Source organism: Microvirga sp. GCM10011540, from assembly GCF_042650665.1.
GTDB lineage: Bacteria > Pseudomonadota > Alphaproteobacteria > Rhizobiales > Beijerinckiaceae > Microvirga > Microvirga lenta.
Genome location: NZ_JBHSBQ010000020.1, coordinates 39,233 through 50,758, shown reverse-complemented (window position 1 = coordinate 50,758; position 11,526 = coordinate 39,233). Strand labels below are relative to the sequence as shown.

Genomic DNA, 11,526 nt, shown 5'->3' with positions numbered 1-11,526 from the left:
GCGGCGCCGAGGGAGCCGGAGAGCCAGTATCCTGCGGCGGGGATGTAGTGGGTGAGGGGGCCGAGGGCGGTGTGGAAGTCGCGGTTGGGCACCTGCCCCCATACGAGCCGGTGCGCGCTGTCGAGGATGACGAAGAGATCGCTCACGTATCGCGTGGTGACCGTCTGTCCCGGAAGCGCGAGCAGAAGGGCGCAGACGGCCGCCAGCCCGAGCAGAAGCGGCCCTACCCGTGCGATGCGCCTAGTCCAGACTGACATCGTTCCCATCCTCCTGGTCCCGGACGTCAAAGGCGCAGGCGCTTGAAGACCCGCTCGGGAATGCCGGTGATCATCATCATGATCGGACGCCAGACGCGGCGGACATAGATGACGTCACCGCCCTTTTCGACTGCGGCGAAAATGGCGCGTCCCACCTCGTCCGCCTCGGCAGTGACCACCGGAGGAAGCTTGATCCCGGCAGTCATTCGGGTGCGCACGAATCCCGGCTTTACCGTCACGACCCGCAGGCCCTTCGGCGCGAGCCGGTTGCGGAGGCCGGACAGGAAGGCCGTGAAACCGGCCTTCGCTGCGCCGTAAACGTAGTTCGAACCGCGCCCTCGGTCGCCTGCCACCGAACTGACGCCGATGATCGTGCCCGAGCCGCGTTCGAGAAAGCGCTCGGCCAGCAGCCCGAGGAGCAGGGCCGGCCCCTCGAAGTTCGTCCGCATGACCATGGCGGCGTGTGCGAGATCGCTCTGCGCCCGCGACTGGTCTCCCAGCTCGCCGACCACGCACACCACCACGTCCGGCAGCCGGGGCAGAGTGCCGACGAAGTCCGAAAAGCGGTCTGTTTCCAAAATGTCGAGCCGGTGCGTCGTGATCTCGGCGCCGGTGCGGGAGGCGATGTCGTCCGCATTACGGCGCGCCTCCTCCTCGTTGCGGGCGCTCAGCATCACCTGCCAGCCGGCCAGGGCAAAATGGAGAGCCGCCGCCCGCCCGATATCGGAGGTGCCGCCGAGGAGGAGAAGGGACTTAGAGGACGTCATCAAATACCAAGCCGCATGGACAAACGAGAAGAAACACGGCCGGAGGCCCCGATTGCCCGCCGTGTCTCGCGAAAGCGGGCAAGTCCGGGATATCCAGCCTCGAAGGTCGCCGGCGATTGCCGGGCGTCCTTGGCTAGATAGAGCCGCCCGCCGGCCGCGACCACTGCCCGGTCGAGCTCGTCGAGGAGCGCGAACACGTCGTCGCTGACCGGCAGGTCCAGGGTGAGCGTGAACCCATCGAGCGGGAAGGACAGGTCGCCATGGCCGGGGCCGAGGCGCTTCAGGACCGCGAGGAACGACGCCGCTCCCCGGCGGGAGACCTGATCGAGAATCCGCTCCAGCACGGGACCGGCCTTCTCCGTCGGGACGACGCATTGATACTGAAGAAAGCCCCGCTTTCCATAGATGCGGTTCCAGTCCCCGATGCCGTCGAGGGGGAAGAAGTACGGATCCCAATGAACCAGGAAGGGATAGCCCGACTTGACCGCACCCGACCGGAAATAGAGCTCGTTGAAGGCCGAGACCGACATCCGGTTCAGGGTAACGGCCGGAAGGTCGAAGGGCACGGACAGGCGCCCGAACTTGGAGGACGGGAAGGTCGGCGCGCCCGGCCGGAGCACGTCGATGTCCCGGGGCTTGGCATGCTCGGCCGCAAAGATCAGGGAGCGGCCGAGGGCGGCGCCGCGGGCCAGGCAATCGATCCAGGCGACGGTATAGGTGACGTCGTCGACGGATTGCAGCGCCGCAAGAGCGCTCTCCAGATTGGGGGCCACGAGGGTCTTCTGCTTCATCCAGCCCGTCTCGACGGGCCTGAGCCGGAAGGTCGCCTCCAGGATGGTCCCCGTGAGACCCATGCCGCCGATGGTGGCGGAAAGGAGATCCGCGTTCTCCTCCCGCGAGCAGGTGACGACGCTGCCGTCCGGCAGGGACAGCGTGAGCGCTTCGACATGGTCGCCGAAGCCTCCGTCCCGGTGGTGGTTCTTGCCGTGGACGTCGGAGGCGATCATGCCCCCGATCGTCACGAACTTGGTGCCCGGCACCACCGGCACGAAGAAGCCGAGCGGGACGACGATGTTCAGCAGGTCCGAGAGCAGAACGCCGGCCTCCACGCGAATGAGGCCGGTCGTGCGGTCGAAGGCGCGGATGCGGTCGAAGCCGCGGGTCGAGACGGTGATGCGCTCGCCGATGGCAGCGTCACCGTAGGCGCGGCCGTTCCCTCGTGCGACGAAACCGGTTTTGTCCGCTATCGTTTTCGGTAGGGTCGTCGGGGTCGCGGGGCTGAGAACCTCCGATTCATGCCGGGGATAGCGCCCCCAGCCGGCAAGCTCCGTCATGCCCCTCTCTCCTTAAAGACATAGGTCCGATCCAGCGCGAACTTGGCCGCATACCCGATGGCGAGGCCCAGCACCGCTCCGGTATATTTGGCGAAATCCGTGCGCCAGATCATCCAGAATGTGACCTCAAAGCCCCAGAAGACCAGCGTCGTGAGTACGCTGAAGGTGCCATAGAGGGTGATCTTCTGGAATTCCTGGCGGTGGCCGTGAAAGCCGTCGTCGAAGACCCATTTCTTGTCGAGGAGGTATTTCAGGACGAAGCCGATGGCCGTGCCCATGAAGATCGACAGGGCGAGCGGCGCGACCGGCGCAACGCGGATGACCGCCTCCTGGGTCACCAGGTTGGCCAAGGTCGCAATGACGGCGAAAAGGACATAGCGCACGAACATCATCGCCCCGAACCTTTCGGGGCGAGACCGGTTGGAGGGCCGGCTTGCTCCAGCCCCTCTTCTGTTTCCCGGTGCGGCATGGGGATCAGACGGCCGCGAAGAACAGGACGGCGGCCGTGCCGATCGTGGCGAGGCTGATCCGGTCCTTGAGGGCAAAGACCACCGGGTCATCGTCCATCTGCCGCCGATTTGCCAGCATCAACGCACGGGCGATCCAGTACATGAGGAGCGGCCCCACCAGCCAGAGGATTTCAGGCCTCGTGTAGAGCGTGTTGACCGACGTACTGGAGATATAGAGCGCGAAGATCGTGACTGCGTTGAAACCGGCCGCTGCCGCAAGCGCCGCGACCATCTCGAGGTCGCCGTTCTTGTAGTCTCGGCTCGTCGGATCGGGCAGATCCGCGTCGCGCCGGGCGGCGAGCTCGACGAAGCGCTTGATGAGCGCCAGCGACATGAAGATCATCATCGAGAAGGCGAGGAGCCATTTCGAGACAGCGATGTCGAGAGCCACCGCGCCGCCGAGCACCCTGACCGAATAGAGCCCTGCGAGAGTGATGACGTCGAGCAGCATCATGCGCTTGAGCGCGAAGGTGTAGGCGGTCGTCAGCGCGAAATACCCGAGCAGGACGCCGAGGAACGGCAGAGACACCGCCGAGGCGATGGCTATGGCGCCGAGAAACAGCACCGGTATGGCCATCACGCCGTGGAGCAGGGGCACCGCGCCGCTGGCGAGCGGCCGGTTGCACTTGGTCCGGTGCGAGCGGTCGTCCTGCAGGTCGACGAGGTCGTTGAGGATATAGATGCTCGACGCGCAAAGGGAGAAGGCAATGAAAGCCATGATGGCTTCGATGACCGCCCCGGCCGTGAAGAGATGCGCGGTGAGAAGAGGAGCGAAGACGAGGGCGTTCTTGGCATATTGATGCACCCGCAGCATCTTCGCCCAGGTCCGCCAGGTGGGGCGGGAGCAGGGCAGGCACTCGACCTCCGTGGTGCCCTTGGCGAGACGGCGCATCACCCCGGCCGGAGCCCTGATGGCGATTGCCTTCGCAGCCTTCTCCCATACCGGCAGGTCGGCCGCATCGTTACCGATATAGTCGAAGCCGCGCTCGCCGAAGATCTCGACGAGCTTCTGCGCCTTCATGACGCCCGCGAGATTGGTGGTTTCGTTGGAGGCGAACCAGCCGGTGAACAATCCGATATGGTCCGCCACGGCTTCGACCAGGCGGCGGTGGCTGGCGGATGCGAGATAGACCGGACGCCCGTCCTCCTTCGCCTGCCGGATGATGGCGAGAACCTCGGGATCGTAGGGAAGAGTGCTGGGGTCGAATTCGCAGGGCTCGGCCAGCCGGTGCTTCAGGGCTGCCTTTCCCTTGGACAGTGCGGTGCACATGTCGAGCAGCGACTGCGGACGCCGCCCCAGCTCGGAAAAGGCCGTCTCGATCAGAAGGTCGGAGGCGATCAGGGTGCCATCAAGATCCACGACGAGAGGGCGAAGCTTTTCGTCCGGGCTGTCGTCCCATTCGGGCGCATTCCAGGCGACATCGTAGCCGCCATAGGGGCGCTCGATGGGTTCGTCATAGGACGTTCCAATGCCTCGACGGTGCAGAAACAGCGGTTTGGGTTCGAATGGCGCCAAGAGCGTGAGCTCCCTGTGTGTTGAAACTAAGTCACTCTTGCAATGCCGTTCCAAAGGCAGACCGTCTGGCAGAGACGCAGGCGACGCTCCCAACCACTTTCCTCGGAACTCTTGTGTTGCAGTCTCAACCTGCCGGTTTTCGCGGGCTCCGGGCGACCGGAGGATCTCCCCGGGGTGCCATCCGATAAGCACGTAAGGACGCAACAGGGTATCTATTGGCCGTCGAGCAAATACATCATTGCTCGAAAAATCCGGGGATTAATCGACTGCAGGCAAACTGCTCAGGATGCTTAAAGTTTCATGAGGCATCCGTTAGCTCCAAAATATTTGGGGTTATCTTCCGTCCCGCATTACGGACGTCGCAGACGGCCAAGCTGGAACAAGCTTGTGAGATAGTGGCCCAAACCGGAATTCAAGTTGCCGGAGCAGAAAATTTGCCTTTGTATGGCACGTTGCTAATGAACGTCCTCTGAATAACGCAGGCTTTCTGGGCGTAATTGCAGAAATCAAAGATACAGCCTCGTTAGCCAAGTAGTCGTCTCAAAATAACATATGCTGTTCTCTGCCGCAGGATGCGGCGCTCGCGTCCTGATGAGATGCCGGAGAAATGCCGTTGCCGCGTCGGCTGCATGTCGGTCCGCTCACGGCGCCGAGGCTGCTTCCATCCGTGCCAGCGCCTCGCGCATCGCTTCGACGAATTCGGGGTTGCCGTAGAGGTCGTTGTGCCCGGCTTCAGCGATGGTTCGGTCGAGAACCAGATTCGGAATGGCCTCTCGCAACGGTTCGCTGCGTCGTGCCGGCACGATGGTGTCGCGACCGGCTACGATCATCGCCGTCGGTGTGGAGACGCCCCGCAGGTCCTCGACCGGCGACATGCGGTGGCGTAGGAAGAGGTTTACGGGAGCCCAAGGGAAATGGGCCTTCGCGAGGGCCTGGAGGGAGTCGAAGGGCGTGACCAGGACGAGGCCTTCGAGCGGCCGGTGGCGCGCCAGATGGGCTGCCACTCCGGTCCCGATGCTGAAGCCGACCGCGATGACCGGCCGTTTCCGGTTCTGCTGCAGATGATCGAAAATGGCGGTGGAGTCCGCGAGCAGGGCCTGCGCGCTCGGCTGGCCGCTACTCGGCGGGTAGCCGCGATAGTGGAACGCGACGACCTCGGAGCGGGGGAACAGTCCGCTCAGATACAGGGCCATCGCCTCGGCGTTCCAGGCATTGCCTCCAAAGCCGAGAAGGAGGGGCTCGGTTCCGGATGCGGAGTCCGGCGGGCTCAGGCGCACACCGATGAGGCGCTCTCCGTCCGATGTGGCAAGTTCCAGACGCTCGGCCGCGTTCGGCAGGGCCGGGCGGTTGGCTGCCGCCATCCGAGCCGGAAACAGCAGGTTGGTCTGGTTGACGGCTAGCAGGGCGATAAGGCCGACGTAGACGATGATGACCGTGGCGACGAGGTAGAGAATCCACATCCGCGATTTCCGATTTCCGAAGGATCGATCCATCCTGCCGTCCGGCTCCCTCGTCTCCAGCTTCCGGCACGCCACTCGACCCGAAAAAAGGGCAGGGTGCCACGGTGTGACCCCTGCCAGTGCTTAACCTAGGGAGTGATATGCATGGTCTCAAGCTGAAACTAGGAAATCGCTATGCGCCCTATAGAGAACCTCCAACTGGTTTCCATGAATTAAGAACGGTGCGGAGGAGGGGTTGTTCCGGAATACTTTGGTTTTTTCGGTATAACATAAGTTAAATGAATATATGCACTATATTCCGCAATATAGAGAGAGATCATGGCTGTGCTGACGCCATGATCCGGAGGGCGGCGTCGCCGCCATGATCGTCGGATGGCAGGCCGTCATGCGCCGGCGTCTCCGGTCTTCGTCAGCTGCTCGCGTTGACGAGATTCTCCAGGGTCTGTGCGACAACCTCCCGCTTTGCAGGCTTCTCCAGCCACGGGACATCGAGGAGCTCCGGCGGATGATCTCCGGTCGCAGGCAGCGCGGAATAGACAGCGAACGGCACGGAACGCCGCTTCAGCTCCCGGGCGAGGAGCAGGCATGGGCCATCGCCCAGCATGACATCGAGGAGCGCCAGGTCTGGCGTGTCTTGCTCCAGCCAGCGCAGGGCCTTCGCGTTGGTGGGAAACAGGCCCGAGACTTTGAAGCCGGCTTCTTCCAGATAGGCTTCCAAGGCGAGGCCGATGAGGGCCTGGTCTTCGGCGATCATGCAGTGGGGCTGGTTCGACATCGTCACGGTCTTTGGTTGGGTTCCATGAGGAGGAGGGGGCTCTGCCGGCGAGGAGGAAGTCCCGGCAGAGCCCCGTCGAGACGAGCGAGGGAACGACCCGCCTCGACCCTCCTTCTAGCGCCGCCCGGCATTATCCTCATTCAACCATGTGTAACTTGGCCGTTATTCCCGGGCGACGATGGCGACCGTGAACCGCCGTGTCCATCCAGGCCGGAGGTCGCCGCTGCCGGTTGATCCACATCATGGCGCCTCCGCCAACGATGGGTCATGCCACCCGCTTCGGGCAGCACCCAAGACCGGTCGCTGCCTCGGACGGGCCTGCAACCTTTGCCACGGAACGCCGCCATGTCGCACATCGTGATCATCCAGGGACATCCGACTGCCGGAGGCGGGCACTTCTGCCATGCTCTGGCGGAGGCCTACGCCAGAGGGGCGGCAGAGGGCGGTCACGACGTCCGTCAGATCCTCGTGGCCGAGCTCGACTTTCCCCTCCTGCGATCGAAGCGCGACTGGGAGAAGTCTCCGCCGCCCGCCATTGCCGGCGTCCAGGACACGATTGCCCGGGCCGATCACCTGGTCATCATCTATCCCCTGTGGCTCGGAGACATGCCTGCGCTTCTCAAGGGCTTCCTTGAGCAGGCCCTGCGTCCGGCCTTCATGTCGGGAACATCGGATCCGGGGGGCAACTGGAAAACCGTGCTGAAAGGCAAGTCCTCCCGCATCGTGGTGACCATGGGAATGCCGGCCTTCGTGTACCGTTGGTATTTTGGAGCCCACAGCCTCAGGAGCCTGAAGCGCAGCATCCTCGCCCTGGTGGGTATCGGCCCGAACCGCCACACCTTGATCGGCGCTGTCGAGGGTATGAGCGAGGCCAAGCGGAAGGTGTGGCTCGAGAGAATGCGCCGCTTGGGAGCCGGGGCGCGCTAGGCAATTCGCCGTCATGGACATGACGGCCCTGACCTGATCTGCGCCGATCTCCGTCACGATTGATGGAGATCAAGGAGATGGAACCTGCCGCACTTAAGCTCCGAATTCGCGACGAGGCGGCGAGACAGGTCCGCCTTCGTCCGGAGGAGGAAGAATTGCTTCAGCACATCACGCTTCATCTGGCCCGCAGCAAGGAATTCCCGGAGGGCAGCCGACACCATGGCTACGAGATCGTCGCTCCTCTCGATGCCGACGGGTTGATCGACCCGGCCGAGTGGCGGGAGAAGCGGGCCCAGTGCCGCGTCAGACGCTTCTGGGCCGGCGAGGCGGACCAGCACGGTGTCCTGGTGCATCGTCCGGGCGGTGCCGACGGAGCCACATGGGTGATCGACTACGATCTTGACCGAGCGACGGATGACGAGGCAGGCTATCGCTTGGCGAAGCACCGGTTCGTGCCGGGCGAGTACGTGACCATCCGGGACGAGGATGAAAAGCTCCACACGTTCCAGGTGGTTGCGGTGAGAGGCGCTCAGCAACCTGAAAAGGAGCACGCCTGATGATCCCGTGGCGCTCCGTTCTTCTCGCCTGCTCCCTGGGCCTGAGCCTGCAATCGGCTCTTGCTCAGGAGGGCCGCGTCCAGCGGGGGCTGACCTTCGCGCAGGTCCACTGCGCCCAGTGCCATGCCATCGGCCGTTTCGGCGAGAGCCCGCTGGCGGAGGCGCCACCGTTTCGGACCCTCGGGGACCGGTATCCCGTCGAAAGCCTGGCGGAGGCCTTCGCCGAAGGCATCACGACGGGACATCCGTCCATGCCCGAGTTTCAGCTCGACGTGGCGCAGATCAACGATCTGCTCGCCTATCTCCAGTCGGTCCAGGAATAGGCGAGAGCCCGTCGCATCAGGTGTGATGGGTGATAAGGCCGTTGTCGATCAGGGTGGACCAGACATTTTCGGCGGTGTCGGCGAAGTGCACCAGCTTGCGGTCGCTCTCGCTCACCATCCCGTGTTCGAGAAGCACGTCGAACTTGATGATGGAGCGCCAGTACTTCTTGTCGAAAAGCACGATCGGAAGCGGCGGGGCCTTGCCGGTCTGACGAAGGGTGAGAAGCTCGAAGAGTTCGTCGAGCGTCCCGAAACCGCCGGGGAACACCACGAGGGCGTTCGCCCTCATGGCCAGATGCATCTTGCGCATGGCGAAGTAGTGGAACCGGAACGTCAGATCCGGCGTGGAGTAGCGGTTGGGCTCCTGCTCGTGCGGCAGGGTGATGTTGAAGCCGATGGACGGGGCGCCGACATCGTGCGCCCCCCTGTTGGCGGCTTCCATGAGGCCCGGACCTCCGCCCGTGGCAATGACGTTGTCGCGGATGCCGTTGACCGGCTTCAGGGCGCCGCCGCGCTCCGACGCGATGGCCCCGAACTTCCGGGCTTCGTTGTACCAGAAGGGGTGCTGCCCCGGGCCGTTCTCCCGCACGCGGGCGCTTCCGAAGGCCACGATGGTCGACCGGATGCCCCAGGTCCGCAGGTGCTCCTCGGGCTTGGCGTATTCCAGCTGGAACCGGACGCCGCGCATGGAATCCCCCAGCAGGAAGTCCTGATCGAGAGCGGCAAGCCGGTAGGATGGAGAATTCAGATGGGCTTCGGCGGTATCGACATCATGCATCTTCTTGAAGCTCCTTTCGCGAAACCCTTCAATGGACGGAGGACCTTGATCGTCTCCTGGGCGCGGACCCCCGAGAAGATCAAGCTCCCGGTGCCCGATCAACCGCAGCCGTCCGGCCAAAGCCATCCCTAGCGAAATTTCCGCGTGGATGGTCCGGTTCCGTCCTTCAGGAATGGGAGTCCGCAGAAGGAGCGCTACGCACCGGAAAACCGAAGGACGGAGCGCCGGCTTGGGCTCTCGCCCTTCGGGCAGGGCAGGGCAGGGCATCGATCCGGGGCTAGGCGAAGATCGCCTCGATCCTGCTCTTCAGCTCCGCAAGTTCGCGCACGTAAGGAGCGCGGCGCTCCTGGTGGCGTCTCCTGAGCACCGCGATCAGCTCGCGCTTCTGGGCTTCGTCGGCCAAGCTGTGCCGGATCGATTCGATGCTCTTCTCATGGGCGAAGTCGATATCTGCCAGGCTGGCCAGTATCGATTGCAGCCGCGGCTGGATGTCTTCGGGATAGAAAGGATCGTCGCTCAGTCTCGCTCGGTACCGGAAATGTTCAAGATGGACAGCCATGCGCTTCCTCCGCGGATTTGTTGTTCTTGAACGGCTAGGGCCTTCTCATGTGATAGGATGCTGCGACACTTTGATGATTGTTTGGCGTTCGCCGCTTGCGCGAATGCGCAAACCCCTCCTGGAGGGAGGGGTTCGGATTTGGCGGAGACAGCTCAGTAGGAGAGGAAGAGCGGGACCGGCGCTTCCTTGAGGAGCGACTGCGTCACGCCGCCGAGCACCATCTGGCGCAGGCGCGAATGGACGAAGGCGCCCATCACGATCATGTCGGCCCGGGTCAGCTTCGCATGGTTGCGCAGGGTTTCTGCGGCGTCACCGTTCTGGGCCGTGAGTTCCGTGACCGTGACCTGCACGCCGTGGCGGATCAGATGCGGAGCGATCTCCGCCCCCGGAACGGCCCTCGACAGGTCCTTCTCACCGGACACGCAGACGATCTCGACGGTTTGGGCGTGCTTGAGGAAGGGCAGGGCGTCGTTGAGGGCGCGGGCGGCCTTCGCGCTGCCGTCCCAGGCGACGATGATCCGCTCCGCCTTGAAGGTGTCCGTACCGCGCGGCACCACGATCACCGGGCGCCCGCTGGAGAACAGGGCCTGCTCGATGAGCGAACGGTCCACCGTGAGCATGTCGGCATCGGCATCGGCCACGGCGAGGTCATGCACCCTGCAGAGCGAGGAGAACGTCTCCACAAGCTCGGCGTAGCGCAGCTGAACCGCTTCGACCGAGCAGGGGATTCCCTCGATCATTGCTTTCTGACGTGCGCTTTCGGCTGCGGCTTCGGCGAGTTCGCGCACCCGCTGGTTCTCGGCGGCCACGAGCCCCGACGCCATATCGCTGACGACCGAATGGGTCAGCGCGAGCTTGACGGAGGCCGAGAGGGCCGTGACATGCGCGCCCGACTCGCGGGCCAGCGAGAGGCCGTAGCTCAGCGCTGCGGACGGGGCCTCTTCGTCCTCGGTGAATCCGATGAGAACGTTCTTCATGTTGTTCAGTGGCTTGGTCATGGGTTCCCTCCTGGTGATAGGCTGCCTGCTCGATGGGATCAGGCGTTGAGGCGGCGCAGGGCGGCCTTGTTGTTGAGGACGATGCGGCGGGTTGCCGGAAGCTTGATCACGGCCTCCCGCTCGAGCTGCGTCAGGGAGCGCGACACGGTCTCGATCGTCAGGCCGAGGTGATCGGCGATGTCGGCCCGGGACATGGGGAGATCGATGGCGCCTTCGCTATCGGAGGCGCGGTCCGCCATGTCGAGAAGGAAGGAGGCGATCTTTTCCAGGGCTGTCTTGCGGCCGAGCAGGAGCATGTGGTCCTGGGCCCGCTCGAGGGAGCGCATCATGCCCTTCACGAATTGCTGGGCGAACTGGCTGTCGCTGGCGGCCAGGGTTTCCAGGCTGCACCGGCGATAGGCCATCACCACCGCATCCCCGACGGCTTCGGCGCTGAAGCGGTATTCGTCGCCCGTCTCGATGCCGAAGATGTCGCCGGCCAGATGGAACGCGTCGATCTGGCGGCGTCCGTCGCTCAGGAGCTTGGAGGTGCGGACGACGCCGGAGACGACCTTGTAGAAATAGGCGGCGCGGTCGCCCTCGGAGAAGATCTCGTCGTCCTTGGTGTAGGACCGGATCGAGCTGATGGCCTGCGTGGAGGTGTCTGCCGTGGAGCGGGCCGGCTGGGGAGCCCGGGCGATGATCGCAGCGGCCGGATTGGGGGTATTGATCGTGACCGTGGTGTGCATCGTGCCCTCGTCGTCTCAAGTCGTTGACCTTGAGCTAT

13 protein-coding genes and 1 pseudogene are annotated in these 11,526 nt (G+C 64.0%); 3 read left to right on the top strand and 11 right to left on the bottom strand.

Annotated features, from left to right (window positions below; genetic code table 11):
• From ACFOYU_RS07965 to ACFOYU_RS07935, 7 genes and pseudogenes are all read right to left on the bottom strand, one after another.
• Positions 1-257: pseudogene (locus ACFOYU_RS07965) on the bottom strand (hypothetical protein); the annotation flags it as partial.
• A 26-nt stretch (positions 258-283) separates the two neighbouring features.
• Entirely contained in the window at positions 284-1,024 is a 741-nt protein-coding gene (locus tag ACFOYU_RS07960; RefSeq protein WP_377033135.1) for an SDR family oxidoreductase, read from the bottom strand.
• Positions 1,024-2,358, bottom strand: a complete 1,335-nt coding sequence (locus ACFOYU_RS07955; protein WP_377033134.1) for an FAD-binding oxidoreductase — start codon at positions 2,356-2,358, stop codon at positions 1,024-1,026. The genes ACFOYU_RS07960 and ACFOYU_RS07955 overlap by 1 nt, the downstream gene beginning before the upstream one ends.
• Positions 2,355-2,750, bottom strand: coding sequence for a GtrA family protein (locus tag ACFOYU_RS07950; RefSeq protein WP_377033133.1), 396 nt, complete (start codon positions 2,748-2,750; stop codon positions 2,355-2,357). Before ACFOYU_RS07950 ends, ACFOYU_RS07955 begins: the two co-directional genes overlap by 4 nt.
• A gap of 82 nt (positions 2,751-2,832) precedes the next feature.
• Positions 2,833-4,383: a UbiA family prenyltransferase gene (locus tag ACFOYU_RS07945; protein WP_377033132.1), complete on the bottom strand. Its 1,551-nt coding sequence runs from the start codon at positions 4,381-4,383 to the stop codon at positions 2,833-2,835.
• A gap of 641 nt (positions 4,384-5,024) precedes the next feature.
• Entirely contained in the window at positions 5,025-5,843 is an 819-nt protein-coding gene (locus ACFOYU_RS07940; RefSeq protein WP_377033131.1) for an alpha/beta hydrolase, read from the bottom strand.
• A gap of 409 nt (positions 5,844-6,252) precedes the next feature.
• Positions 6,253-6,618 (bottom strand): response regulator, encoded by a 366-nt coding sequence (locus ACFOYU_RS07935; protein WP_377033130.1) that lies wholly within the window; start codon positions 6,616-6,618, stop codon positions 6,253-6,255.
• A 345-nt stretch (positions 6,619-6,963) separates the two neighbouring features.
• Here ACFOYU_RS07935 and ACFOYU_RS07930 point away from each other — a divergent pair, with 345 nt between their 5' ends.
• The 3 genes from ACFOYU_RS07930 to ACFOYU_RS07920 all read left to right on the top strand — a co-directional run bounded on the left by ACFOYU_RS07930 (position 6,964) and on the right by ACFOYU_RS07920 (position 8,425).
• The gene (locus tag ACFOYU_RS07930) at positions 6,964-7,545 is read left to right on the top strand and encodes an NAD(P)H-dependent oxidoreductase (protein ID WP_377033129.1); all 582 of its coding nucleotides are present in this window, start codon (positions 6,964-6,966) and stop codon (positions 7,543-7,545) included.
• A 155-nt stretch (positions 7,546-7,700) separates the two neighbouring features.
• Complete coding sequence (locus tag ACFOYU_RS07925; RefSeq protein WP_377033137.1) at positions 7,701-8,102, top strand: hypothetical protein; 402 nt, start codon at positions 7,701-7,703, stop codon at positions 8,100-8,102.
• Positions 8,102-8,425: a c-type cytochrome gene (locus tag ACFOYU_RS07920; protein WP_377033128.1), complete on the top strand. Its 324-nt coding sequence runs from the start codon at positions 8,102-8,104 to the stop codon at positions 8,423-8,425. Before ACFOYU_RS07925 ends, ACFOYU_RS07920 begins: the two co-directional genes overlap by 1 nt.
• A 16-nt stretch (positions 8,426-8,441) precedes the next feature.
• Here the strand turns inward: ACFOYU_RS07920 and ACFOYU_RS07915 are convergent, their stop codons facing one another.
• The 4 genes from ACFOYU_RS07915 to ACFOYU_RS07900 all read right to left on the bottom strand — a co-directional run bounded on the left by ACFOYU_RS07915 (position 8,442) and on the right by ACFOYU_RS07900 (position 11,488).
• Complete coding sequence (locus ACFOYU_RS07915; protein ID WP_377033127.1) at positions 8,442-9,203, bottom strand: TIGR00730 family Rossman fold protein; 762 nt, start codon at positions 9,201-9,203, stop codon at positions 8,442-8,444.
• 277 nt (positions 9,204-9,480) lie between these two features.
• Positions 9,481-9,762, bottom strand: coding sequence for a hypothetical protein (locus ACFOYU_RS07910; RefSeq protein ID WP_226740417.1), 282 nt, complete (start codon positions 9,760-9,762; stop codon positions 9,481-9,483).
• Between the two features lie 152 nt (positions 9,763-9,914).
• Positions 9,915-10,760, bottom strand: coding sequence for a universal stress protein (locus ACFOYU_RS07905; RefSeq protein WP_377033126.1), 846 nt, complete (start codon positions 10,758-10,760; stop codon positions 9,915-9,917).
• Between the two features lie 38 nt (positions 10,761-10,798).
• The gene (locus ACFOYU_RS07900; protein ID WP_226740420.1) at positions 10,799-11,488 is read right to left on the bottom strand and encodes a helix-turn-helix domain-containing protein; all 690 of its coding nucleotides are present in this window, start codon (positions 11,486-11,488) and stop codon (positions 10,799-10,801) included.
• Positions 11,489-11,526: the final 38 nt, after the last annotated feature.